The organism is Pseudomonas sp. CFII68 (genome assembly GCF_000416195.1).
Lineage (GTDB): Bacteria > Pseudomonadota > Gammaproteobacteria > Pseudomonadales > Pseudomonadaceae > Aquipseudomonas > Aquipseudomonas kilonensis.
The window spans coordinates 41,751-67,188 of sequence record NZ_ATLN01000123.1 but is presented as its reverse complement, the minus strand read 5'-3'; the positions used below and the strand labels follow the sequence as shown (position 1 = coordinate 67,188).

22 protein-coding genes are annotated in these 25,438 nt (G+C 61.6%); 13 read left to right on the top strand and 9 right to left on the bottom strand.

Annotated features, from left to right (window positions below):
• Positions 1–5: 5 nt before the first annotated feature.
• The 3 genes from CFII68_RS03660 (at position 6) to CFII68_RS03670 (ending at position 4,610) form a co-directional block, all read left to right on the top strand.
• Positions 6–1,751, top strand: coding sequence for a PTS fructose-like transporter subunit IIB (locus CFII68_RS03660; protein ID WP_018612823.1), 1,746 nt, complete (start codon positions 6–8; stop codon positions 1,749–1,751).
• 165 nt (positions 1,752–1,916) lie between these two features.
• Positions 1,917–3,473, top strand: coding sequence for a D-xylose ABC transporter ATP-binding protein (gene xylG, locus CFII68_RS03665; protein WP_018612822.1), 1,557 nt, complete (start codon positions 1,917–1,919; stop codon positions 3,471–3,473).
• On the top strand, positions 3,474–4,610 hold the full coding sequence (locus CFII68_RS03670) for a sugar ABC transporter permease (RefSeq protein WP_018612820.1): 1,137 nt from the start codon (positions 3,474–3,476) through the stop codon (positions 4,608–4,610).
• Positions 4,611–4,620: 10 nt separating this feature from the next.
• Here CFII68_RS03670 and CFII68_RS03675 read toward each other — a convergent pair whose 3' ends face one another.
• Positions 4,621–5,229, bottom strand: a complete 609-nt coding sequence (locus CFII68_RS03675; protein ID WP_018612818.1) for a LysE family translocator — start codon at positions 5,227–5,229, stop codon at positions 4,621–4,623.
• Between the two features lie 106 nt (positions 5,230–5,335).
• Here CFII68_RS03675 and gcvA point away from each other — a divergent pair, with 106 nt between their 5' ends.
• The 3 genes from gcvA to CFII68_RS03690 all read left to right on the top strand — a co-directional run bounded on the left by gcvA (position 5,336) and on the right by CFII68_RS03690 (position 7,933).
• The gene (gene gcvA / locus CFII68_RS03680) at positions 5,336–6,256 is read left to right on the top strand and encodes a transcriptional regulator GcvA (protein WP_018612816.1); all 921 of its coding nucleotides are present in this window, start codon (positions 5,336–5,338) and stop codon (positions 6,254–6,256) included.
• Between the two features lie 31 nt (positions 6,257–6,287).
• Positions 6,288–6,749, top strand: a complete 462-nt coding sequence (locus CFII68_RS03685) for a GNAT family N-acetyltransferase (protein WP_018612814.1) — start codon at positions 6,288–6,290, stop codon at positions 6,747–6,749.
• Between the two features lie 563 nt (positions 6,750–7,312).
• The gene (locus CFII68_RS03690) at positions 7,313–7,933 is read left to right on the top strand and encodes a TetR/AcrR family transcriptional regulator (protein ID WP_003202912.1); all 621 of its coding nucleotides are present in this window, start codon (positions 7,313–7,315) and stop codon (positions 7,931–7,933) included.
• Positions 7,934–7,994: 61 nt separating this feature from the next.
• Here the strand turns inward: CFII68_RS03690 and CFII68_RS28025 are convergent, their stop codons facing one another.
• From CFII68_RS28025 to hydA, 5 genes are all read right to left on the bottom strand, one after another.
• Complete coding sequence (locus CFII68_RS28025; RefSeq protein ID WP_256211752.1) at positions 7,995–8,597, bottom strand: hypothetical protein; 603 nt, start codon at positions 8,595–8,597, stop codon at positions 7,995–7,997.
• Positions 8,563–9,069, bottom strand: coding sequence for an RHS repeat-associated core domain-containing protein (locus tag CFII68_RS28020; RefSeq protein ID WP_018612811.1), 507 nt, complete (start codon positions 9,067–9,069; stop codon positions 8,563–8,565). Before CFII68_RS28020 ends, CFII68_RS28025 begins: the two co-directional genes overlap by 35 nt.
• A gap of 241 nt (positions 9,070–9,310) precedes the next feature.
• A complete protein-coding gene (gene preA, locus CFII68_RS03700) occupies positions 9,311–10,585 on the bottom strand; it encodes an NAD-dependent dihydropyrimidine dehydrogenase subunit PreA (protein ID WP_018612810.1) in 1,275 nt (424 codons plus the stop codon).
• A complete protein-coding gene (locus CFII68_RS03705) occupies positions 10,586–11,953 on the bottom strand; it encodes an NAD(P)-dependent oxidoreductase (protein WP_018612808.1) in 1,368 nt (455 codons plus the stop codon). It lies immediately after the preceding gene.
• A 174-nt stretch (positions 11,954–12,127) separates the two neighbouring features.
• Positions 12,128–13,567 (bottom strand): dihydropyrimidinase, encoded by a 1,440-nt coding sequence (hydA, locus tag CFII68_RS03710; protein ID WP_018612807.1) that lies wholly within the window; start codon positions 13,565–13,567, stop codon positions 12,128–12,130.
• A gap of 613 nt (positions 13,568–14,180) precedes the next feature.
• Here hydA and CFII68_RS03715 point away from each other — a divergent pair.
• From CFII68_RS03715 to CFII68_RS03730, 4 genes are all read left to right on the top strand, one after another.
• On the top strand, positions 14,181–15,665 hold the full coding sequence (locus CFII68_RS03715) for an NCS1 family nucleobase:cation symporter-1 (RefSeq protein ID WP_033062888.1): 1,485 nt from the start codon (positions 14,181–14,183) through the stop codon (positions 15,663–15,665).
• Positions 15,666–15,815: 150 nt separating this feature from the next.
• The gene (locus tag CFII68_RS03720) at positions 15,816–17,099 is read left to right on the top strand and encodes a Zn-dependent hydrolase (protein WP_018612803.1); all 1,284 of its coding nucleotides are present in this window, start codon (positions 15,816–15,818) and stop codon (positions 17,097–17,099) included.
• An 84-nt stretch (positions 17,100–17,183) separates the two neighbouring features.
• Entirely contained in the window at positions 17,184–18,668 is a 1,485-nt protein-coding gene (locus CFII68_RS03725; protein ID WP_018612801.1) for a helix-turn-helix transcriptional regulator, read from the top strand.
• A gap of 239 nt (positions 18,669–18,907) precedes the next feature.
• A complete protein-coding gene (locus tag CFII68_RS03730; protein ID WP_018612799.1) occupies positions 18,908–19,153 on the top strand; it encodes a DUF1652 domain-containing protein in 246 nt (81 codons plus the stop codon).
• A 158-nt stretch (positions 19,154–19,311) separates the two neighbouring features.
• Here CFII68_RS03730 and CFII68_RS03735 read toward each other — a convergent pair whose 3' ends face one another.
• A complete protein-coding gene (locus CFII68_RS03735) occupies positions 19,312–20,697 on the bottom strand; it encodes a HAMP domain-containing sensor histidine kinase (protein ID WP_018612797.1) in 1,386 nt (461 codons plus the stop codon).
• Positions 20,675–21,358: a response regulator transcription factor gene (locus CFII68_RS03740; RefSeq protein ID WP_018612795.1), complete on the bottom strand. Its 684-nt coding sequence runs from the start codon at positions 21,356–21,358 to the stop codon at positions 20,675–20,677. Before CFII68_RS03740 ends, CFII68_RS03735 begins: the two co-directional genes overlap by 23 nt.
• Positions 21,359–21,634: 276 nt before the next feature.
• On the opposite strand from CFII68_RS03740, the gene hcnA reads away from it, so the two are divergent.
• Genes hcnA through hcnC form a run of 3 tightly spaced genes read left to right on the top strand, consistent with a single transcriptional unit; the run spans position 21,635 to position 24,619 of the window.
• Positions 21,635–21,961 carry a cyanide-forming glycine dehydrogenase subunit HcnA gene (hcnA, locus tag CFII68_RS03745; RefSeq protein WP_018612793.1) on the top strand — a complete coding sequence of 109 codons (327 nt, stop codon included), beginning with the start codon at positions 21,635–21,637 and terminating at the stop codon, positions 21,959–21,961.
• Positions 21,958–23,367: a cyanide-forming glycine dehydrogenase subunit HcnB gene (gene hcnB / locus CFII68_RS03750; RefSeq protein ID WP_018612791.1), complete on the top strand. Its 1,410-nt coding sequence runs from the start codon at positions 21,958–21,960 to the stop codon at positions 23,365–23,367. The genes hcnA and hcnB overlap by 4 nt, the downstream gene beginning before the upstream one ends.
• Positions 23,360–24,619, top strand: a complete 1,260-nt coding sequence (gene hcnC / locus CFII68_RS03755) for a cyanide-forming glycine dehydrogenase subunit HcnC (protein ID WP_018612789.1) — start codon at positions 23,360–23,362, stop codon at positions 24,617–24,619. Before hcnB ends, hcnC begins: the two co-directional genes overlap by 8 nt.
• A gap of 200 nt (positions 24,620–24,819) precedes the next feature.
• On the opposite strand, the gene CFII68_RS03760 is transcribed toward hcnC, so the two are convergent.
• Positions 24,820–25,431, bottom strand: a complete 612-nt coding sequence (locus CFII68_RS03760) for a glutathione S-transferase (protein ID WP_018612787.1) — start codon at positions 25,429–25,431, stop codon at positions 24,820–24,822.
• Positions 25,432–25,438 lie beyond the last annotated feature (7 nt).

The window sequence follows — 25,438 nt, the reverse complement described above, 5'->3', positions numbered from 1 at the left end:
CAAGAATGAAACTAGCCATTGTGACGGCCTGCCCGAACGGCATGGTCACCAGTGTGTTGTGCGCTCGCCTGCTGGACGCTGCGGCGCAGCGCCAGGGTTGGAGCACCAGTGTCGAAGTCCATGACGCGGCCCATCCGGAGCGCCAGTTGTCGGCCGCGACCCTCGAAGCGGCCGAGTGGGTGTTGCTGGTCGCCAGCGGCCCGGTGGACCTGTCGCGGTTTGTTGGCAAGCGGGTGTTCCGCAGCACACCGGCCCTGGCTCTCCAGGACGTTGATGCGGTGCTGCGTCGTGGCGCCGAAGAGGCCGAGGTTTTTCTCGCCTCGGATGTCGTGGAGGAGGCCCCCGCGGTGTCGACCGAGCGTGCGCCGCGCCTGGTTGCCATCACCGCATGCCCAACGGGCGTTGCCCATACCTTCATGGCCGCCGAAGCCTTGCAGCAGGCGGCGGCGCGCTTGGGTTACGACCTGAAGATCGAAACCCAAGGCTCGGTGGGCGCGCGCAATCCGTTGAGCCCCGAGGCAATCGCCGAGGCCGATGTGGTACTGCTGGCGACTGATATCGAAGTCGCCACCGAACGTTTTGCCGGCAAGAAAATTTATCGTTGTGGCACCGGCATTGCCTTGAAACAGGCCGAAGCCACGCTGAAAAAAGCCTTGGCCGAAGGGCGCCAGGAAAGCGCGGCGAGTGGCGCCGTCTCGGGGCCGGCGAAAGCGGAAAAAAGCGGTGCCTATAAGCACCTGCTGACGGGCGTATCGTTCATGTTGCCGATGGTGGTGGCCGGTGGTTTGATGATCGCCTTGTCGTTCGTATTCGGCATCGAGGCCTTCAAGGAACCTGGAACCCTGGCTGCCGCGCTGATGCAGATCGGCGGCGAAACCGCGTTCAAATTGATGGTGCCGTTGCTGGCCGGCTACATCGCCTATTCCATCGCCGACCGGCCAGGCCTGGCGCCAGGCATGATCGGCGGGTTGCTGGCGAGCACCCTTGGCGCCGGCTTCATTGGCGGGATCATCGCCGGTTTCCTGGCCGGTTACACGGCCAAGGCGATCAATCGCTATGCGCGTTTGCCCCAGAGCCTGGAAGCGCTCAAGCCGATCCTGATCATTCCGCTGCTGGCGAGCCTGTTCACCGGCCTGGTGATGATCTACATCGTCGGTAAACCGGTGGCGGGCATGCTCGACGCCCTGACCCACTTCCTCGACAGCATGGGCACCACCAATGCGATTCTGCTGGGCGTGTTGTTGGGGGCGATGATGTGCGTCGACCTCGGTGGGCCGATCAACAAGGCGGCCTACGCGTTTTCGGTGGGGCTGCTGGCTTCCCAGAGTTATGCACCGATGGCCGCGGCCATGGCCGCCGGCATGGTGCCGCCGATTGGCCTGGGCATCGCCACCTTCATCGCCCGGCGCAAATTCGCCCAGACCGAGCGCGAGGCCGGTAAAGCCGCGCTGGTGCTGGGGCTGTGCTTCATCTCCGAAGGCGCGATCCCGTTCGCGGCCAAGGATCCGCTGCGGGTGATCCCGGCCAGCATTGCCGGCGGCGCGCTGACTGGTGCGCTGTCGATGTACTTCGGCTGCAAGCTCATGGCCCCCCACGGCGGCCTGTTCGTGATGCTGATCCCCAACGCCATCAACCATGCATTGTTGTACCTGCTGGCGATCGTGGCGGGGAGCCTGCTGACGGGGGTGGCGTATGCGCTGCTCAAGCGGCCGGAAGTGGTAGAGATGGCGTTGGAGCCGGCAAAAGCCTGATTTAAGTCACACCACCCTACCTGTGGGAGCGGGCTTGCTCGCGAAAGCGGTGCACCAGTCAACATTGATGGTGCCTGACATACCGCCTTCGCGAGCAAGCCCGCTCCCACAAGGTCACACCTGCCCCACTGCTGATGTGTGAGCCCTTTTTCATGAGTCCTTGCCATGTCCGACTACCTGCTGCAAATGAACGGCATCGTCAAAACCTTTGGTGGTGTCAAAGCCCTGAACGGCATCGACATCAAGGTCAGGCCGGGTGAGTGTGTCGGCCTGTGCGGTGAGAACGGCGCCGGCAAATCCACGCTGATGAAGGTGCTGTCGGCGGTCTATCCCTACGGCACCTGGGAGGGTGAGATTCTTTGGGACGGCCAGCCGCTCAAGGCGCAGTCCATCAGCGAAACCGAAGCCGCCGGGATCGTCATCATTCACCAGGAGCTGACCCTGGTCCCCGACCTGTCGGTGGCTGAAAACATCTTCATGGGCCACGAACTCACGCTGCCCGGCGGGCGCATGAACTACCCGGCGATGATCCACCGCGCCGAAGCCCTGATGCGTGAACTCAAAGTGCCGGACATGAACGTCTCGCTGCCGGTTTCGCAGTACGGCGGTGGCTACCAGCAACTGGTGGAAATCGCCAAGGCGCTGAACAAGCAGGCGCGGCTGTTGATCCTCGATGAGCCCTCCTCGGCCCTGACTCGTTCGGAAATCGAGGTGCTGCTGGACATCATCCGCGACCTCAAGGCCAAGGGCGTCGCTTGCGTGTACATCTCCCACAAGCTCGATGAAGTGGCCGCCGTGTGTGACACCATCTCGGTGATCCGCGATGGCAAACACATCGCTACCACCGCCATGGCGGACATGAGCATCCCGAAGATCATCACCCAGATGGTCGGACGGGAAATGAGCAACCTCTACCCCACCGAACCCCACGACATCGGCGAGGTGATTTTCGAGGCGCGCCACGTCACCTGCTACGACGTCGACAACCCCAGGCGCAAACGGGTCGACGATATTTCATTCGTTCTCAAGCGTGGGGAAATCCTCGGCATCGCCGGGCTGGTCGGCGCCGGCCGCACGGAACTGGTGTCAGCGCTGTTCGGCGCCTACCCCGGCCGCTACGAAGGTGAAGTCTGGCTGGGCGGCCAAAAAATCGACACGCGCACACCACTCAAGTCGATCCGTGCCGGCCTGTGCATGGTCCCCGAAGACCGCAAGCGCCAAGGCATCATTCCGGACCTGGGCGTGGGCCAGAACATCACCCTGGCGGTGCTGGACAATTATTCGAAACTGACCCGCATCGACGCCGAAGCCGAACTGGGCAGCATCGACAAGGAAATCGCGCGCATGCACCTCAAGACCGCGAGCCCGTTCCTGCCGATCACCAGCCTCTCCGGTGGCAACCAGCAAAAAGCCGTGTTGGCGAAAATGCTCCTGACCAAACCCCGCGTGCTGATTCTCGATGAACCCACCCGCGGCGTGGACGTCGGCGCCAAGTACGAGATCTACAAGTTGATGGGTGCGCTGGCGGCCGAAGGCGTGTCGATCATCATGGTATCCTCGGAGTTGGCCGAGGTGCTGGGGGTTTCCGACCGTGTCCTGGTGATCGGCGAAGGCCAGTTGCGCGGCGACTTCATCAACCACGAACTGACCCAGGAACAGGTGCTCGCCGCCGCGCTCAGCCATCCCGATGGCCATAACAATAATGATCGGAAGTCCGCGTAGATGAATCAGGTCAAACAGCTGTTTTCCCGCTACAAAATGCTCGCGCTGGTGATCGCCGTGGCGCTGATCTGGCTGTTCTTCAGTTGGCAGACCGACGGCGGATTCTTGACCCCGCGCAACCTCTCCAACCTGCTGCGGCAAATGTCCATCACCGGGATCCTTGCCTGCGGCATGGTGCTGGTGATCATCAGTGGCGAAATCGATTTGTCGGTGGGTTCGTTGCTTGGGCTATTGGGTGGCCTGGCGGCGATTCTCGATGTGGTCTATCACATCCCGCTGCTGGCGAACCTGAGCCTGGTGGCCCTGTGCGGCTTGGTGATCGGCTTGGGCAACGGCTACATGACCGCCTACCTGCGCATCCCATCGTTCATCGTCGGGCTGGGTGGCATGCTCGCGTTTCGCGGCGTCCTGCTGGGAGTCACCGGCGGCACCACCATTGCCCCGGTGTCACCGGAACTGGTCTACGTGGGCCAGGGTTACTTGCCGCACACGGTCGGGACCGGGCTCGGCATCCTGCTGTTCGCCCTGACCCTGTTCCTGACCTGGAAACAGCGGCGCAACCGTGCCCTCCATGGCCTCGCGGCCCACTCCCTGGTGCGCGACGTTTTGCGCGTGGTGGTGATCGGCGCAGTGCTGGCCGGGTTCGTCTATACCCTCAACAGTTACGACGGCATCCCGGTGCCGGTGCTGCTCCTGCTGATCCTGCTGGGCGTATTCAGCTACGTCACCAGCCAGACCGTGTTCGGCCGACGTGTCTATTCGGTGGGCAGCAACATGGAAGCCACGCGCCTGTCCGGCATCAACGTACAGGCCGTGAAGCTGTGGATCTTCGGCATCATGGGCGTGATGTGCGCCCTCGCCGGCGTGGTCAACACCGCACGCCTGGCCGCTGGCTCACCCTCGGCCGGCAACATGGGCGAACTCGACGCCATCGCCGCCTGCTTCATCGGCGGCACCTCCATGCGCGGCGGCTCCGGCACGGTCTACGGCGCCCTCCTCGGCGCGCTGGTCATCACTAGCCTGGACAACGGCATGTCCATGCTCGACGTCGACAGTTATTGGCAGATGATCGTCAAAGGCAGCATTCTGGTGCTGGCGGTGTGGGTGGACGTGAGTACGCGGACGGGGCGGCGCTGACCTGTACTCGTCACTTGCTGGCAGACGCCATCAGCACGCCGAAACCCAGGAAGGTGATACCCGACAACTTACCGACAATCCTGGCGCCCTGGCTTGAGGAGAGCCAGCCCCTGGCGCCATTGGCCGTCAGCGCATAACCGCAATGCACCAGCACCACAAGCACGCTATAGGACGACACCAGCAAGAAGAACTGGCTGTAGTAGTCACCCGCCGGCTTGATGAATTGGGGGAACACGGCGAGGAAGAAAAACCCGGCCTTGGGGTTGAGCAACTGGATCGACAGCGCCTCGCCGAATCGCCGCCACGGGCGCGTGGACGTGACCGTGAGTTCGGGCACGAAGCGTTGGGTGCGCCACATCTTGATGCCCAGGTACAACAAGTACAGCGCCCCGATGTATTTCAAAAGCGTGAAGGCCGTTGCCGAGGCGGCCAGGATCAACCCCAAGCTGCTGGCGCAGATACCCGCCACGATAAACGCGCCCGACGCGATCCCGAAGATGCCCGGCAGTGCGCCGCGCCAGCCATGGCGCAAGGCATTGGAAATCGTCAGCACCACACCGGGGCCCGGGCTGAGCACCGTCAGGGTCGCCAGGATCAGAAAAAGTCCGTAACCGGCCATGCATCACTCCACATTGAAGGCGAATTACTGTGGCCTTCAGGGTGGCGTGGCACCGGGACGCTGACAAACGCTTTAATTGCAGCGCCTATGTGACTAAATTAGACACATGATCGCCAACCTCCCCCCGTTGAACGCCGTCCGCGCCTTCGCCGCTGCCGCTCGCCACCAGAGTTTCAGCCGCGCCGCCGAAGAACTGCACGTCAGCCACAGCGCCGTCAGCCGCCACGTAAAGTTGCTCGAAGAGCGCTTGGGCGTGCTGCTGTTCGAACGTCGAACCCGCCAGTCCTTGCTCACCCCGGCCGGTCGGGTTTTCTACGAGCAGGTCAGCGAGGCCCTGACCCAGATCGCCAACGCCGCCAGCGCACTGACGCGCAATGCGGCCCAGCGCAAAGTGACCATCAACGTGCGCCCCTCCTTCGCGGTGCGTTGGTTGATCCCTCGGCTGCCGGACTTCATGGCGCGCCATCCAGACATCAAGCCCGACGTCGTCACCAGCACCCGGCCTCCCGATCCATCACGGGAAACGTTCGACGTGGTCATCCGTCGCGGGCACGCCGGCTGGTCGCCCCATGTACAGCCCACGATGCTGCTGGAAGACGACCTGCTGCTGGTCGCCGCACCGTCGTTGCTGCACAGCGTGCCATTGGAAAACATCCACGATCTGGCCCGACACACCTTATTGTCGGGCAGGACGCGCAGCAGCGATTGGCAAGACTGGGCGGAACACGCAGGGATCGAGCCATTGAACAACCTGCCGACCCTGCAATTCGATCACATGCACCTCGTGCTGCAGGCCGCCGTCGATGGGCTGGGCGTAGCGTTGTGTCCGGTTTCGCTGCTGGGCAAGGATTTGTCCAACGGGCGCCTGACCTGTCCACTGCCGTCGTTGCGCCTGCCGTTAGCCCGCTATTACTACGGGGTGTCCAGGGATGCGGTGGCTGAGACGCAGGTTTTTGTTGATTGGTTGTTTTCTCAGATCCAGCAAGATGCAGCCGCCGCGACATCTAGAATCGATGCCGGTTTTTGATGCTCGATTTGTTCAGTCAGATGGATCTCCAATGATTACACCAACGGATGAACTCGCGATACGTCAGATCTCAGCACTTCCCCCGGAAATTCTGCGGCTAGAAGCGCAGGCAATAACGGAAGGTTTCAGGTTTCTCACGCGCCTGATTGCTGATTGGAAAGACGGTTCCAATCGGTTCGATCAACCCGGGGAGGGTCTTTTTGGAGCTTTCAGCAATGGGCAGCTGGTTGCCATTGGTGGCCTGTCAAATGATCCCTATGCCGGGGCGGATATCGGCAGGCTGCGTAGGGTATACGTCTGGCGTGCAGCAAGGGGTCAACATGTGGGGAAAGCGTTAGTGCAGCGGCTTCTTGGGTATGCAGCGCAAAACTTCAGTGTGGTGCGTTTGTCCACGGATACACCGGAAGGCGCAGCCTTTTACCTTCGCTGCGGATTTCGGCCGGTAGAAGATGATTTTGCGACCCATGTCCTATCATTTTCAGATGTTGGGTAATCAGGACGAAAACACGCAGGCTCATCGAGCCTTTCGCCATCGACATCCCCGACAGCGCCCTCAAGGAGCTTCGGCACCGCCTGCTGAACGCAAGGCTGCCTGAGTTGTTGGCGGAGGATATCAGGGCTTTTTTTCGCGGCTGTCGCTAGAAAAATCTGAAAATACTCGCCGCAAGCCTCCTGTGGGAGCCCTGTTCCTGTGGGAGCAAGGTTTGCCCGCGATGAAGACGACGCGGTCTTCCGGGGAACCGAGGTGTCTGCATCGCGAGCAAGCTTTGCTCCCACAGAAAGCCATGCACTCCAGTGGTAGCGGCAAAAATCGGTCCGAAAATCTCGTAGGAATTTACCTCTGTGGCGAGGGGATTTATCCCCGCTGGGCTGCGAAGCGGCCCCAAACCAGGCACCTTATTTCGCCAGGCACACCGCAGGCACCGGTTTTGCGACTGCTGCGCAGCCGAGCGGGAGCAAGCTCCCTCGCCACAAAAGCCTTCCCACAGGGATCTGCGGTGTTTTCAAGAGTGGGTGAATGCTAGTCTTGCTCAACGCTGTTGCCAGGGAGCCCTCATGGGCAATCACAAGATCGAGATTCGTCGCAGTAACGTCGAGAAAATCCTGTTGGCCGCCGAGAAGGTCTTTGCCGAGAAAGGCTTCGGCAGCACCGCCATGGCCGACATCGCCGCCGAAGTGCAATTGCCTCGTTCCAACCTGCATTACTACTTCAGCACCAAGAGCGAGCTGTACAGCGCCGTGCTGTTCGACCTGCTGGAGGTCTGGAAACAGGACGCCTTGTGCTTCGAAATGTTCGACGACCCGCGGGTGGTGCTCAGCAGCTACATCCGCGCCAAGATGAACCACTCCCGCAGCCGGCCCTACGGCTCCAAGGTCTGGGCCAACGAAATCATCCACGGCGCCCCGACGCTGGGCCAGGCGCTGGACGCCAGCCTCTATGACTGGGCCAAGATGAAAGAAGCGAAAATCCGCCAGTGGGTGGAGGACAAACGCATCCTCCCGGTGGAGCCTTCAAGCCTGCTCTACATGATCTGGGCCTCGACCCAGCACTACGCCGACTTCGACCACCAGATCAATATCCTCAACGACCACCAGCCGCTGTCGGACATGCAGTTCGAACGGGCGGTGCAGACGGTGACCAGTGTGATATTGCGGGGGATTGGGTTGGAGCCATAACTTGCGCGCCAGGATTGGTAGGCGCGCTAGTGTATGAAGTAATGGTGAGTTGTTATTCGTGCTATTGTCTGCGAGTTTGTTTTATTGTTTCTTCAAGTATAGAGAGATTGCTGATCTTGAGGGTGATTCGAGTGTTTTGGTATCTCGATAATGCGTCGCGATACTGCTTGTAGTATTCATTAGTTCCAAGTTCAGCTATTAGATGATCTTTTTCTTGTTTAAAACTACTATAATGCGAACTGGCTGTTTCAAAGTTTGCCCGCAACGTGCTGTTTTCTTTTATTTTAAAGTTTGGATTTTTTTGTACGTGAGCGTCGTAGGCGCGTGCCTTCTCCCTGCGTGTTGTTTGTGCTTGAGCTTCTGCTTTTGTGCTCCTAACTTTTATGTTGCTGGAGGCTCTCTCGAAGGGTATTGGCTTGGGAGTGGCGGGTACGGTGGGGGCTGATGTACTTACGCTAGGTCGGAGTAGTGAAGCTATTGCCTGGCCAGTTGCTGTCTGATGTTTGGCTCGGGAAATAGCTTTAGATGAGAGATTCAGCGCCTTTGGTTGTTCCCATGGCCTAAATATTTTATTTTTCATTGGGATGTCCCAAAGTCGGAGAGGAATATTCCCACTCGGATCATACCGATTAACCGGATCCCCCCCCGCAATACGCATACGCATTAATCCCCCCATCCCCAAAAGGACTCAACTCATCCGGGCTATTAAACCGCATCAACACCGGATTAAAAGCCCGATTACCCTGTCCCAGTAAGTAATGCCCGGTAAACGGATCCGGACGTTCACCATTGAACCCGAGCAAACTACTCAAACCACTTTCCGTAGACCGATGCCCATAGGCGGTATAAGCCATCGGCTGGGTATCAGTGCCAGCCAGCGTCTGCAAAACCGAGCGCTGCTGGTCCGTTGCCAGCAGCGTCGTCTCGGTGACATTGGCGTTGGTAATACGTTGCGCCAGGGGCTGGGTTTCGTGGCGAAGGAGGGTGAGTTCCACCTGGCCTTCGATCTCGTTGACCAACTCGTCGTTCTGGTAGAAGCGCTGTGTGTCCAGGTGCTCCGCAGGCTTCAAGCCTGTCAGGCGGTCCAGGGGGTCGTATTGGTAGCGGCACAGTATCTTCATCGCTGACGTCGACATGGGCTTGGCTCTTGTTGATGGGCTTGGCTGGGTCAGGCTCGGGTATTTTTCGGGGGGTGTCTACTAGCAGAACTGTTAGTCCGAGGGGGGCGCCTTGAGGTTTGTGGTGAAGCGGATTGCCTCATCGCGAGCAGGCTCGCTCCCACAGGGGATCGGTTGTGAACACAAAATTTGTGTTCGCCACAAATCCAATGTGGGAGCGAGCCTGCTCGCGATGGCGCCAGTCCAGACACCGCAGCCCTCAAGCCGTTACATGGTAGGGATTCCTCGGATCATGATTCCAATCCAGAAACGGCTTGCCGGTGTCCACCGTCACCATCTCGATGCAGTCCTGCACCGGGCAGGTGATCTGGCACAGGTTGCAGCCCACGCATTCGTCATCGATCACCTCATACACATGGGTGCCATCCGCCTGCTTGAGGCTGGCGATGGCCTGGTGTGAGGTGTCTTCGCAGGCGATGTGGCAGCGACCGCAACCGATGCAGGCCTGCTGATCGATCTTGGCGATGACCTGGTAGTTGATGTCCAGGTACTTCCAGTCAGTGGTGTTGCCCACCGCGCGACCGGAAAACGCCTGGAGGTTGGCATGTCCGTGATCGTCCATCCAGCGCGACAGGCCGTCCTTCATCTCTTCGACGATGCGAAAACCATGCAGCATCGCCGCCGTGCAGACCTGCACCGCGCCGCTGCCCAGGGCGATGAATTCGGCGGCGTCGCGCCAACTGCCGATGCCGCCGATGCCGCAGATCGGCAGGCCTTGGGTCTGCGGGTCGCGGGCGATTTCGGCGACCATGTTCAATGCGATGGGTTTAACCGCCGAGCCACAGTAACCGCCATGGGTGCTCTGGCTGCCGACGCTGGGCAGGGCGACCATGCGGTCCAGGTCGACGCTGGTGATGGAGTTGATGGTGTTGATCAACGACACCGCATCCGCACCGCCGCGATGGGCCGCGCGGGCGGCGACGCGGATGTCGGTGATGTTCGGCGTGAGCTTGACGATCACCGGCAGCGAACAATAGGTCTTGCACCAGCGGGTCACTTGCTCGACGTACTCCGGCACCTGGCCGACCGCCGCGCCCATGCCCCGTTCCGGCATGCCGTGGGGGCAACCGAAGTTCAGCTCGATGCCGTCGGCGCCAGTGGCTTCCACCAGGGGCAGGATGCTCTTCCAGGACTCCTCAACGCAGGGCACCATCAGCGACACGATCAACGCCCGGTCCGGCCAGTCCTTCTTCACCTGGGTGATTTCCCGCAGGTTGATCTCCAGGGAACGGTCGGTGATCAGCTCGATGTTGTTGATGCCCAAGACCTCGCGATTGGCACCGTAGTGGGCCGAATAGCGCGAGGACACGTTCACGGCTGCTGGGTCCTCACCGAGGGTTTTCCAGACCACGCCACCCCAGCCGGCCTCGAAGGCACGCACGACGTTGTAGGCTTTGTCGGTGGGCGGCGCGGAGGCCAGCCAGAACGGGTTGGGCGCTTTGATGCCGGCGAAGACAATCGACAGATCGGCCATTTACGCAGCCTCCACATTGAGCATCAGTTGAGCGTTGATCGCCTCGGCGGCGAGCTTGCCGTGTTGCACGGCCTGCACGGTGAGGTCCTGGTCCAGGCTGGTGCAGTCGCCGCCGGCGTAGACACCGGGAATGCTGGTGCGCAGGTGTTCGTCCACCAAGATCCGCCCGTCCTGGCGCTTGAGTTCCCGGGCCAGCGGATCCACCAGCGCGTTGTCGTCGAAGGCTTGTCCGATGGCTTTGAAAATGGCGTCGGCGGGCAGGTCGAAGGTGTCGGTGCCGATGACCAGCCGGCCGTTCTCCAGATGCGTGCGAGAGAAGCGCATGCCGCGCACCTGCCCGGCGTCATCGAGCAACACCTGCTGCGGTTGGGCCCAGGTCAGCAGGCGTACCTGATTGGCCTTGGCGATGTCTTGCTCGTGCAAGGTGGCGCCCATGTCTTCAAGGCCGCGACGGTAGACCAGGTTGACGTCCCGGGCGCCGAGGCGAGCCATTTGCACGGCCATGTCGATGGCGGTGTTGCCAGCGCCGAGGACGATGCAACGCTCGGCCAGGGGCAACTGGCTGAGGTCGTCGGCCTGGCGCAATTCGCGGATGTATTCGGTGGCGGCCAGCAGCCCTGGCGCTTGTTCGTCACTCAGGCCCAGTTGTTTGCTGGCGGCCAAACCGAGGCCGAGAAACACTGCGTCGAACTGTTGATGCAGGTCGCTCAGGCTCAGGTTCTCGCCGAGTTTCTGACCGTGGCGGATTTCGATGCCGCCAATTTCCAGCAGGAAGTCCAGCTCACGTTGGGCGTAGTCGTCCACCAGTTTGTACTTGGCGATCCCGTATTCGTTGAGGCCACCGGCTTTCTCCCGGGCTTCGAACATCACCACCTCATGGCCATGCATTGCGCTGCGATGCGCACACGACAAGCCCGCCGGCCCAGCCCCGACCACGGCGATGCGCTTGCCGGTGGCGGCGGCACGCTGGAAGGGGTGTTCGCTGAAGTGGGCGTTGTCCACTGCGTAGCGTTGCAGCGAGCCGATCAGCACGGGCGCGCATTCATGGGCGTTGTTGCGCACGCAGGCTTGCTGGCACAGGACCTCGGTGGGGCAGACCCGAGCGCAACTGCCGCCGAGGATGTTGGCCGAAAGAATCTTCTGCGCCGCGCCTTGGACGTTGTCCTGATGGATGTTGCGGATGAACGAGGGAATGTCGATTTCGCTTGGACAGGCGTTCACACACGGCGCGTCGTAGCAGTACAGGCACCGGGACGCTTCCAGGTGGGCCTGGCGCGCGTTGAGTGGCGGTGCCAGGTCGCTGAAGCGGGCGGCGAGGGTGGCCGGGTCTTCCTGGGAATGGGGGAGGTGACTCAAGGGCTGGATCATGGAGTGGGCCTCACGGTGTTTGAGGTGCTGCCTCTGGTGGGCAGTGTTATTCGGTCGACCTGATCGTTCCCACGCTCCGCGTGGGAATGCAGCCCGGGACGCTCTGCGTCCCAAAGCGGAACGCGGAGCGTCCCCAGAGGCATTCCCACGCTGAGCGTGGGAACGATCCTGGGGTCAGCGTTTCACGGCAGTGGGTTTATTCAACTCCGCCCGCTTGCTCAACAAATCGAACACCGCCGGATACGCCGGCCGTTCGATATAACGCCCCGCGCTGCGTTCGGCGCGCAGGTCGCCATCGGCCCAGACCAGCCGACCCTGGCTGATGGTGTGGCTGGGCACGCCGCGCACGGTCTTGCCTTCGAAGATGTTGAAGTCCACTTGCTGATGGTGGGTCTTGGCGGAAATCGTGCGGCTGCCTTGCGGGTCCCAAAGCACCAGGTCGGCATCGGCGCCGACGCGGATCGCTCCCTTGCGTGGGTAGAGGTTGAAGATCTTCGCGGTGTTGGTGGAGGTGAGGGCGACGAAGTCCTGCATCGACAATTTGCCGCTGTTGACCCCTTCTTCCCAGAGCACCGCCATGCGGTCTTCGATGCCGGCGGTGCCGTTGGGGATCTTGCTGAAGTCGTCACGGCCGGCGGCTTTCTGTTCGGCGCAGAAGCAGCAGTGGTCGGTGGCGGTGGTGTGCAGGTTGCCGGATTGCAAGCCGTGCCAGAGTGCTTCCTGATGCCCGCGCGGGCGGAACGGCGGGCTCATCACGTAGCCGGCGGCGGTCTGCCAGTCCGGGTCGCGATAGACGCTGTCGTCCAGCAACAGGTGCCCGGCGAGTACTTCACCGTAGACCGGTTGGCCCTTGCTGCGGGCGTAGGTGATTTCATCCAGTGCTTCCTTGGTGGATACGTGCACCAGGTACAGCGGTGTACCCAGGGTTTCGGCGATGCGGATGGCGCGGCTCGCGGCTTCGCCTTCCACTTGCGAGGGACGCGACAACGGATGGGCTTCGGGCCCGGTGATGCCCTGGGCCAGCAGTTTGCGTTGCAGGTGATAGACCAGTTCGCCGTTCTCGGCGTGCACGGTGGGCACCGCGCCCAGTTCCAGGCAGCGCTCGAAGCTCGCCACCAAGGTGTCGTCGGCGGCCATGATTGCGTTCTTGTAGGCCATGAAGTGCTTGAAGCTGTTCACGCCGTGATGGCTGACCAGCTCGGCCATTTCCTCGCGGACCTGCTCGCTCCACCAGGTGATCGCCACGTGAAAACCGTAGTCGCTGGCGCTTTTCTCGGCCCAGCCACGCCATTGATGAAAGGCTTCCATCAGCGACTGCTGGGGGTTGGGAATCACGAAGTCGATGATCGAGGTGGTGCCGCCGGCGAGGCCTGCCGCCGTGCCGCTGAAGAAGTCTTCACTGGCGACCGTGCCCATGAACGGCAACTGCATGTGCGTATGGGGGTCGATGCCGCCGGGCATCAGGTATTGGCCGCTGCCATCGAGCACTTCGACGCCGGCCGGAACATCCAGGTTTTCACCAATGGCCTTGATCACGCCGTCGGCACACAACACATCGGCGCGATAACTTTCATCATGGGTAATAACGGTGGCACCACGGATCAACAGAGACATTCCGAGTTCCTCGCAGGCATGACCGACTGTTGCCGGTTCTTTATGTTTTATCGATCACGGTTATTAAGTGACGACGTCGTGCAGATTTTCATTCTTGTCACAACTGTCAGGATTAGACGCTAGCTGGAGTTATTGAAATGAGCAAGATAATTTTTTATAAGCTTATACTCTTGTTAACTCATTGAAACTAAAGAATTAAATAATAAAATCCCCAAAATGGTGAGCGTGCTCACCATTTTGACGCACTTGACAGGATCGTTATTTGAGCGAGATTTGTCATGGTAAATCAGCGGCTTGAAAGCGCTTGAAGTGCGGTCCAGACACCTCGTCTTGATTCGGGGTGCACCACTTTGAATCTCGAACTCGACAGGACGTACAGGTCATCTAGCCTCAAGTTGATGAGTACGAAGTGAAGCAGGGCGATTAATTGGCTTTAAATCTTTAAATATCAAATGTTTGAGAAGGTTATATCGATCATCTGGTCAGCTCGGCGCGTTATTCGGCACGGTTATTGAGTGCCGTCGTGGTCTGGCGGGGTGGTCGGTAGCACGCGTGCAAGTACTCCGGCCATCGCCAGTCGATGAGCAAAAATAATGAAAACAGTGGAGCGGACATGACCAGATCAACAGTGACTGAGCGCGACGGGTTGTTCGAGCTTGAAGCCGGCAACGACGTCCTCGACAGCCCCCGTTATAACCACGACATCGCGCCGACCAAGGTGCACGAGCGAACCTGGAACAAATGGCACATCACCGCCTTGTGGGTGGGCATGGCGATCTGCGTGCCGACCTACACCCTCGGCGGCGTGCTCACCGCCTATTTCGGCTTGACGGTGGGCGAGGCGCTGCTGGCGATACTGTTTGCCAACATCATCGTGCTGATCCCCCTGACCCTGAATGCCTTCGCCGGGACCAAGTACGGCATTCCGTTTCCGGTGCTGTTGCGCTCGTCCTTTGGCGTCATCGGCTCCAACGTGCCGTGCCTGATCCGCGCGCTGGTGGCGTGCGGCTGGTTCGGCATCCAGACCATGTTCGGCGGGCTGGCGATCCACCTGTTTCTCGGCTCGGTGTTCGACGGCTGGAAGAGCCTGGGGGGCACCGGCGAAGTGATCGGCTTCATGGTGTTCTGGGTCATCAACCTATGGGTGGTGCTGCGCGGTGCCGAGTCGATCAAGTGGCTGGAAACCTTGTCTGCGCCGCTGCTGGTACTGGTGGGCGTCGGGCTGTTGGTGTGGGCGTTGCCCAACGTTTCGTTGACTGAACTGATGGCGGTCCCGGCCAAGCGGCCCGAAGGCGCCGGGGTGACGAGCTATTTCCTCGCCGGGCTGACGGCGATGGTCGGTTTCTGGGCCACGCTGTCGTTGAACATTCCGGACTTCAGCCGTTATGCCAAGAGCCAGAAAGACCAGGTCGTGGGGCAGATCATCGGCCTGCCATTGACCATGTTCCTGTTCGCCTCCCTCGGCGTAGTCATGACCGCGGCCTCGGAAAAGCTGGTGGGGGTGACCGTCTCCGACCCGGTGACCTTGATAGGGCACATCCAGAGCCCTGTTTGGGTGGCCCTGGCGATGGTGCTGATCATTGTCGCCACGCTCTCGACCAACACCGCCGCCAACATCGTCTCGCCCACCAACGACTTCCAGAACCTGGCACCCAAGCTGATCGGCCGCACCAAGGCGGTGATGCTCACCGGGCTGGTGGGGCTGGCGCTGATGGCCCACGAGCTGCTGAAAAAACTCGGCCTGATCGTGTCCGAGGTTAGCCTGGAGTCGGTCTATTCCAATTGGCTGCTGGGTTATTCGAGCCTGTTGGGGCCGATTGCCGGGATCATGGTGGTGGACTATTTCCTGATCAAGAAACAGCAACTGGACCTGGCCGGGTTGTACCGCGACGACGTTTACCCGGCGTGGAACTGGAACGGTTTTATCGCCTTTGGCGTGCCGGTGGTGCTGACGCTGCTGTCCCTGGGCAGCGATGCGTTCAGCTGGTTCTACAGCTATGGCTGGTTCACCGGCTCGGCGCTGGGCGGGGTGATTTATTACGGGTTGTGCAGTATGCAGGGAGCCAGCCCGGCTGTCGCCAAGTCACCGCTGCAATAACAGATGAATGCGGTTCCTGTGGGAGCGGGCTTGCTCGCGAATGCGGTGGGTCAATCAACATCACTGCTGGCTGATACACCGCCTTCGCGAGCAAGCCCGCTCCCACACTGGACCGCGTCGAAATGAGATAACTGCCTGAAGGAGATCCCCATGAACGCAGCCATCGACGTTCTGCAATCCACCCATCAGCACATCAACCGCGATCGCCTGTGGCAATCGCTCATGGACCTGGCCCAGCTCGGTGCCACGGTCAAGGGCGGTGTGTGCCGGCTGGCCCTGACCGACCTCGACCGCCAGGCCCGCGACCTGTTCGTGCAATGGACCCAGGCGGCGGGCTGCACCGTCAGCATCGATGCGGTGGGCAATATCTTCGCCCGTCGCCCGGGGCGCAATCCGAACCTGCCGCCGGTAATGACCGGCAGCCACATCGACACCCAGCCCACCGGTGGCAAGTTCGACGGCTGCTTTGGCGTGCTTTCCGGGCTGGAGGTGCTGCGCACCCTCAATGACCTGAACATCGAAACCGAAGCACCGCTGGAAGTGGTGGTGTGGACTAACGAAGAGGGCTCGCGTTTCGCTCCGTGCATGATGGGCTCCGGCGTGTTCGCCGAGAAATTCACCCTCGAAGAAACCCTCGCCAAGGTCGACGCCGAAGGCATCAGCGTGGGCCAGGCGCTCAATGCCATCGGCTATGCTGGCTCGCGTCCGGTCAGTGGGCATCCGGTTGGGGCGTATTTCGAGGCGCACATCGAGCAGGGGCCGATCCTCGAAGACGAGGGCACGACCATCGGCGTGGTGATGGGCGCCCTGGGGCAGAAGTGGTTCGACCTGACCTTGCGAGGTGTCGAAGCTCACGCCGGCCCGACCCCGATGCACCTGCGCAAGGACGCCCTGGTGGGCGCCTCGATCATCGTCGGCGCCGTCAACCGTGCCGCCCTCGGTCATCAACCCCATGCCTGCGGCACGGTCGGTTGCCTGCAAGCCTATCCGGGATCGCGCAATGTCATCCCCGGCGAAGTGCGCATGACCCTGGATTTTCGTCACCTGGAACCGGCGCGGCTGGATTCGATGATCGCCGAGGTCAAGCAGGTGATCGAAGACACCTGCCGGCAGCACGGCCTGACCTTCGATTTGAAACCCACGGCCGACTTCCCGCCGCTGTATTTCGACAAGGGCTGCGTCGACGCCGTACGCGGCGCTGCCCAGGGGCTGGGCCTGTCCAACCTGGACATCGTCAGCGGTGCCGGCCATGACGCGATCTTCCTCGCCGAACTGGGCCCGGCCGGGATGATTTTCGTACCCTGCGAAGGCGGCATCAGCCACAACGAAATCGAAAACGCCGCCCCTGACGACCTCGCCGCCGGTTGCGCGGTGCTGCTGCGAGCGATGCTGGCGGCCTCCCAGGCGATTGCCGAGGGGCGCATGGCGGCTTGAAGGGCCGATGCACTATTGCAAACCCATGTGGTCGTAACCTTCAACGCATCCATGCTTGAAACCTACTGACCACATGGAGACCCAATGAATCAGCAAGTCCCGACCACCGATACCAACCGTCGTCAATTGCTGCAGATCATTGCCGGGCTGTCCGACGGGGTGATGTTGATCGAGGTCGACCAGACCATTGCCTGGGCCAACGCGGCGGCCTTGGCGATGCACGGGGTCGAGGACCTCAGTGAGCTGGGCACCACGGGGAGGCAATACGCCCGGCGTTTCAATCTGCGTTATCGCAACAACCACCCACTGACCGACGACAACTACCCCATCGCCCGGGTTGCCCGTGGTGATGAGTTCAGCGATGTGCTGGTGGAAGTCACGCCCCAGGCTGATCCGGATCGCACCTGGGTCCATCGCATCCGCAGCATGGTGCTGGCCGACCGCAACGGCGAGCCGGAACTGCTCGTGCTGATCCTCAGCGATGCCACCGAATGGGCCAGCGCCGAGCAGCGTTTCGAAAAAACCTTCGGGGCCAACCCGGCGCCGGCGGTGATCTGTCGCCTCAGTGACCTGCGTTACATCAAGGTCAATCCGGGGTTCCTGGAGATGACCGGCTACAGCCGCGAGCAGGTGATCGGGCGTTCGGTGTACGAGCTTGATGTGCTTGAAGCCGCCGAAAGGCGCGACCTGGCCATCGAACGCCTGGGGCAGGGCGCGACCATTCCGCAAATGCAGGCCGAGTTGAAATTGCCCGATGGCACCATCAAGCAGGTCATCGTCGCCGGCCAGCCCCTGGACCTGCATGACGAAGACTGCATGCTGTTTTCCTTCATGGACATGGAGCCGCGACGCAAGGCGGAAACGGCGCTGCGCCAGAGCGAGGAGCGCTTTGCCAAGTCTTTCCGCCTGTCGCCCGTACCGACCCTGGTGTGCAGCGCCGAACAGCAGTTGCTGGAAATCAACGAAGCGTTTCTCCAGACCACCGGTTACGCCAGCGAAGAGCTGCTGGGTAAAACCGTGGAGGAAATCGGCTTTCTCGACAAGAACGCCAGCGCCGCGCTGTTCGCCCGGCTGGAAAAGGCCGCCGCGGTCTCGAGTATCGACGTCAAGGTGCACAAGAAGGGCGGCGAGCTCATCGACTGTGAGGTGGCCGCTGATACGGTGTTGATCCAGGACAAGCCCTGCTATCTGCTGGTGCTGATGAACATCACCGAGCGCAAGCGCTCGGAGCTGGAGCTGGTGGCGGCTATCGAAGAGGTGATGAAAGACGCGTCCTGGTTCAGCCGGACCCTGATTGAAAAATTGGCTAACGTGAAGAGCATCAACGCCCAGGTGCCCAGCGTGTCATTCACCGAGCTGACGGCCCGGGAGCGCGACGTGCTGGGGCTGATCTGCGAAGGCCTGGCCGACAAGGAAATCGCCGCGCGCCTGAAGCTGGCGCCTAACACTGTGCGTAATCACGTGGCGACGCTGTATTCGAAACTGGATGTCCATAGCCGCAGCGAGGCGATTGTCTGGGCGCGGGAGCGGGGTTTGTTCGCTAACGAATGGCGAATGAAGGCACCATGATAGCCAGTGCAAATGCACCGGGCAGGCTGGTGCAAATTCGGGTTTTGCAGGGGGGGGCGGTTCCTTAGGCTGTCAGTGTGCGACATCGTCTGTGATGTCGCGTCCCCACGAAACAGTCAAGGAATACGCCACAATGTGCAGCGAACCAACCCAGTATGAGCGCGACAGGATGCCTATGCGGACCAGGAGGTCGGCGCTGTCCACCGTTCATTTGCGCCCCCGGGGCTGAGGTGCATCGCATGACCCATCTGGCCCCCTTGCGCACCCGCCTGGAAGAAAGCTTTACGCCGCTGGCTTGTGAATGCAGCCTCAATGGTGACGGCACCCTCACTGTGCGCCTGTATCACCGTGAAAGCGGTGAGGTGGACCTGGTGGTGAGTGGCATGAGTGTCGACAGCGTCCGCTCGGAAGAAAGTATCGCCAAGTTGATCGATGAGCTGCGCTATGAGCTGCAAAACACCCCGTTGCATCGCAGTGAGTCCTGATCGAGCAGTGAGCAGAATCCATTGTGGCGAGGGGATTTATCCCCGCTGGACTGCGAAGCAGGCCCAATCAGTTATAACGACTGGCGTCTGCTTCGCAGCCGAGCGGGGATAAATCCCCTCGCCACAAGTATGTGTTTGCACCTCATGCCCTGCAGTGTTTACAACAACGTCGCCCGGCAATCGAGCACCAACCGCGCGCCGCCGTGTTCGCTGCTGCCCACCTCCAGCGTGAACCCATGCAGATTGACGATCGCCGCGACGATCGACAGGCCCAGGCCGAATCCGCCGTGCTGGCTGCTGCCCTCGGCGCGGTAGAAGCGGCGAAACACGGCCTTGCGCTCCGCCTCGGGGATGCCCGGGCCCGAATCGAGCACTTCGATGCGGGTGCTGTCGCCCTGATCGACCCCACACAGGATCACGGTGCCTCCCGGCGGCGTGAACTTGATGGAGTTGCTCAGCAGGTTCGACACAGCCTCGAACAATAATGCCCGGTCGCCGTTGAGCAGGGGCAGCGCATCAGGCACTTCGAGGATGAAGGTCAGTTCGCCTTCCTCGGCCAGCGGCAGGTAAAAGTCATGCAGCTCCTGCAATAACTGCAACGGGTCGAGGCGCACGAAGCCCGAGCGCCGCTGCTGGTCTTCCAGCTCGGAAATCCGCAACAAGCCACGAAACCGCGCCATCAGCGTGTCGGTCTCGGCGATCACCTGGTCCATTTGCAAGGCCTCGGGCGAGCCGTCCGGCGCTTGCTGCTGGATGCGATAAAGTTGGGCACGCAGACGCGTCAATGGGGTGCGCAGGTCATGGGCGATGTTGTCGCACACGCCCTTGACCTCATTCATCAAGCGTTCGATGCGCTCGAGCATGGCGTTGACGATCGCCGCGAGCATGTCCAGTTCATCACGTCGGCTCGACAGCGGCAGGCGATGGGTCAGGTCGCCGGCGACGATGGCTTCGGCACTGGCCTGCAGTTTGCGAATCCGCCGCAACGGTCGCCGGCGCAGCAGATGCCAGCCAGCGATGCCCGGCAGGATCGTCAGCGATACTCCCCAGAACAGCGCGTGCAAGATGATCCGCGTCACCGCGAACAGCGAGCCGTTGTCCCGGGCCAGGACCAGCCAGCGACCGTCCTGGGTCCGGGTCGCCACCGCGTCGCAGCTGTCGGAAGGCACGCCCGGTTCATCGGAATCGACGCAGCCGCCGAGCATGTGGATCTTGCCGTCCAGCGGCAGGTCAGCGGGAACGCGCTGGATCGGCCCGCTCAGATGGCGCAATTGCGGATCGAACAGGCCGTAGGCATCGACGCCGCGCTCGTCCAGCGTCAGGCTGGCCATGAGCGCGTCTTCCAGTTGATTGCCATGGATGCGGGCGAACAGGTGCTGGCGTTGCATCAAGGAGTGCTTGGCCAGGCTGTCGAGGTAGCCGAATACTTCGTAATACATGACCCCCATCAGAATCGCGCTCCAGATCACGAACAGCGAGCTGTACAGCGCCAGCAGACGGCTGCTGGAGGAGCGCCAGCCCTTAGCGGGGTTCAGCAATGACATAGCCGGAGCCCCGTACCGTGCGAATCAGCGGTTCCAGGCCCGGCGGGTCGATTTTCTTGCGCAGGCGGCCGATGTGGACATCGATCAGGTTGGTGCCGGGGTCGAAGTGATAGCCCCAGACTTCCTCGAAAATCATCATGCGCGAAAGAATCTGCCCACTGTTGCGCATCAGGAACTCCAGCAGCTTGTACTCGGTGGGCAGCAGGCTGAGCAGTTGGCCGTTGCGGCTGGCTTCGCGGCTGATCAGGTTCAGCTCCAGGTCGGCTACCCGCAGCACGGTTTCCGGCTCGCGGGTACCGTTGTTGCGTCGCAGCAGCACTTCGACCCGGGCGGCCATTTCGTCGGTGGCGAACGGCTTGGTCAGGTAGTCGTCGCCGCCGGCCCGCAGGCCACGCACACGCTCATCCACATCGGAAAGGGCGCTGATCATCAGGATCGGTGTGGCCACGCCCATGGTGCGCAGCGTGGTGACGATCACCAGGCCGTCGAGCTCGGGCAGCATGCGGTCGAGCGTGATCAGGTCGTAGTCGCCGCTGACCGCCCGTTCCAGGCCTTCGCGGCCGTTGTCGACCCAATCGACGTCCAGGCCGTTGCGGGTCAGCTCGGCGACGATTTCACGGGCGGTCACGGCGTCGTCTTCGATGGTCAGGATGCGGTTCATGGGCGGTACCGTGTTGGGAAGTTGGTGCTATTGCGCAGCATTCTGCCAAAGAATACCTGTCGGCTTTCTGAAAAAAAGTTCATGAGCCGACGAGCCGATTCGCTGGCCTGGATCAACACTTGGTCACAAATAATCCCTAACATAATTTTCTTGCGCACTATCATGTGGCGTCTGTTGCCCTGCTTTGGCGCACCGCCGCTGCCGGGTACTGATGCGAACCGGTGATGGTGTGCCGCAAGGAGCCGAGCCCCCACAGAATCTTCAAGGAAGAGCCGTATGATGCAACCTTCAGACCTTCTACGCCGAAAATTCGATATCCAGCCGCTGGCACAGGCCGATATGACGGTGCGCCTGGACGGGCAGGCTGTCAGTGCTGCCCACGGTGAAACCGTCCTCACCGTCATCCAGTCCCTGGGGCAACGCCAGGTGGCCCGCAACGACCACGACCAGATCAGCGGCGCCTACTGCGGCATGGGCGTGTGCCAATGCTGCCTGGTCAGGATCGACGGCCGCCACAAGCGCCGCGCCTGCCAGACCCTGGTACGCCCCGGCATGCAGATCGAAACCCGGGTCAACCGCATCACCGAAACGGAGGCGCCATGAGCCTCGATCCGGTGATTGTCGGCGGTGGGCCGGCGGGCATGGCCGCGGCCATTGAACTGGCCTCCCACGGCGTGCGCTGCACCTTGCTCGAAGAAGCGCCGCGCCTGGGTGGCGTGGTGTATCGCGGACCGTTACGCGATGGCGTGCGCCTGGATTACCTGGGCCCGCGCTACAGCGACGCCCTGGAGAAACTCCACGGTGAATTCCAGCAACACGCCGGCCTGATCGACGTGCGATTGAGCAGCCGGGTCATCGGTGCCGAAGGCTTCCGGGCGCTGATGCTGCTGGATGCCGACGAGCGCCTGGGCGAGGTCGCCTATTCCCATCTGGTCCTGGCGGCCGGTTGTCACGAACGCAGCGTGCCGTTTCCTGGCTGGACCCTGCCGGGCGTGATGATGCTCGGCGGCCTGCAATTGCAGATCAAGAGCGGTGTGGTCAAACCGCCGAGCCCGGTGGTGATCGCTGGCACCGGTCCGTTGCTGCCACTGGTGGCTTGCCAACTGCACGCATCGGGCGTCGCGGTGGCGGGGGTGTATGAGGCCTGTGCGTTCGGCCGGATCGCCAAGGAAAGCCTGGCGTTGCTGAACAAGCCGCAACTGTTCCTCGACGGCCTGAGCATGCTGGCCTACCTCAAGCTCAAGCGCATTCCCGTGCGCTATGGCTGGGGCGTGGTGCAGGCTGACGGCGAGGGTGAGTTGAGCGTCGTTACCGTCGCGCCTTATTCCACGACCTGGGAACCCGACCTCAAACGCGCGGAACAGGTGCCGGCCCAGACGCTGGCGGTCGGCTACGGGTTTATCCCGCGGACTCAATTGAGCCAGCAGATGGGCCTGGAGCACGGTTTCAGCGACGACGGCTATTTGCGGGCCGTGTCCGATGCCTGGCAACAAAGCAGCGAAGCGCACATTCACCTGGCCGGCGACATGGGCGGGATGCGCGGCGGTGAAGCGGCCATGCTGAGTGGACGCATCGCGGCGCTGTCGATCCTGATGCAACGCAACGTGCTCGATCCGTCCACGGCCCTGGCGCACCGCGAACGCTACCAGGCGCAACTGGAGCGGATCATTCGCTTTCGCGCCGCCGTGGATCGCTACACCCAGCGTGGCGCCGGGCAAACCGCGTTGCCGGCCGCCGATACGGTGATCTGCCGCTGCGAGCACGCCACCCGCGCCGACATCGACCGGGCACTGGAGCAAGGCGTGCAAGACATGGCCAGCCTGAAGATGCGCACCCGCGTGAGCATGGGCGATTGCCAGGGGCGGATGTGCGTCGGCTACTGCAGCGACCGCTTGCGCGAAGCCACCGGGCGTGCCGACGTGGGCTGGCTGCGACCGCGTTTCCCCATCGATCCGATTCCCTTTTCAGCGTTCCAGAATGTCGGCATGGAGGCCGTTTCCCATGATTAAGGATTATGACGTGGTCATCGCCGGTGGCGGTGTGATCGGGGCCTCCTGTGCCTATCAACTGTCCAAGCGCAAACACCTGAAGATCGCCCTGATCGACGCCAAGCGCCCCGGCAACGCGACCCGTGCCTCGGCAGGCGGACTGTGGGCCATTGGTGAGTCGGTGGGCCTGGGTTGCGGGGTGATTTTCTTTCGCATGATGTCGGCCAACCGCAAGCGCCAGACCCAGGGCGCCGCCGTGGCGGTGGATGCCAGTACGCCGCACATCCTGCCCCAGTCGTTCTTTGATTTCGCCTTGCAGTCCAACGCGATGTATCCGCAGTTGCACCGCGAATTGATCGACAACCACGGCATGGATTTCAAGTTCGAGGAGACCGGGCTCAAGTTCGTGATCTACGACGACGAAGACCGTTTGTACGCCGAGCACATCGTCGCCTGCATTCCTCACCTGGCTGACCAGGTGCGCTGGCTGGACCAGGCGGCCCTGCGTGAGGCGGAGCCGAGTGTCAGCCATGAAGCCTTGGGTGCGCTGGAGTTTCTCTGCGATCACCAGGTCAGCCCGTTCCGCCTGGCCGATGCCTACACCGAAGGCGCCCGGCAGAACGGTGTCGACCTGTTCTTCAACACCAGCGTGACCGAGGTGCTGCGCAGCGGCACGCGGGTGACAGGTGTGAAAACCGCCGAGGCGGGGACGTTCAACTGCCGGACCCTGATCAACGCGGCCGGTGCCTGGGCGGCGGACCTGAGTGAGCAGGCCACTGGCGTGCGGATTCCGGTCAAACCGGTCAAGGGGCAGATCCTGTTGACCGAGCGCATGCCGAAAATCCTCAACGGCTGCCTGACCACCAGCGACTGCTACGTGGCGCAGAAAGACAACGGTGAGATCCTCATTGGCAGCACCACCGAAGACAAAGGCTTCGACGTGACCACGACCTATCCCGAGATCGAAGGGCTGGTGCAAGGCGCGGTGCGCTGTATTCCGCAGTTGGTCGACATCAACCTGAAACGAACCTGGGCCGGCCTGCGCCCGGGGTCACCTGATGAATTGCCGATCCTGGGGCCGATGCGCGGGGTGGAAGGCTATCTCAATGCCTGCGGGCATTTCCGCACCGGCATCCTGACCTCGGCCATCACCGGGGTGCTGCTGGACAAGCTGGTGAACAACGAACCCTTGCCGCTGGACATCACCCCCTTCCTGGAAGATCGCTTCGAGGTGGCGCCGACAGTAAAGCCCCAGGAAATGGAACTGGCCTGAAGAAACTCGGTGAGGAACAAAAATCTCGCAGTCACCCGAAAACAAACTGTGTGCGCCTGTGGGGAGCCTGTGGGAGCAAAGCTTGCTCGCGATAGCGCTGGATCATCCAGCAACAATGTTGACTGGTATACCGCTATCGCGAGCAAGCTTTGCTCCCACAGGTACTCTGATTACCCCCAGGCTTTTTTGTTCACAGCCGGTTATTCCATCGGCGTGCTGACAAACGCCTCCAACCCTTCGGCATAGGCGGTGAATGCGCTGATCAACGGGAAAGCCTTGCCTTGCACCTGGTCTGGCACCACCAGGTTGGTGAAGCTCCAGGCCACTGCCACGGTGATGCCGGCCTGATCGAGTTTGCCATCAGTGCCCAGCGGCTGCTTCTCCAGTTCCTGCTCCAGCATTCCATAAGCCGCCGCCAGTTGGCCTTCCACGCGTTCAACCCAGGGGGCGTGCTGGATCTCCGTTGGCCGCAGGTTGCGTTCGTAGTAGATCTGCACCGACTTCTCGCACGCCGCCAGGGCCAATCCAATCAGGCGCAGTGCGCGCAGCCGTTGGCCAATGTCGACCGGCATCAAGCTTTTCCCCGGGGCGGCCAAGGCCTCCAGGTAGTCGATGATCAACGTGGAATCCATCAGCACGTTGCCGTCGTCCAGTACCAGGGTCGGGGCCTTGACCACCGGGTTGATGCGCTGGAACTGTTCGAAATGCCTGAACACCGAAACGGAATCGTGCTCCAGGGCAACCCCCAGGCACTTGGCGGAAATGGCGACGCGTCTTACATAGGGCGAGTCCAGCATGCCGATCAGTTTCATGACTTCT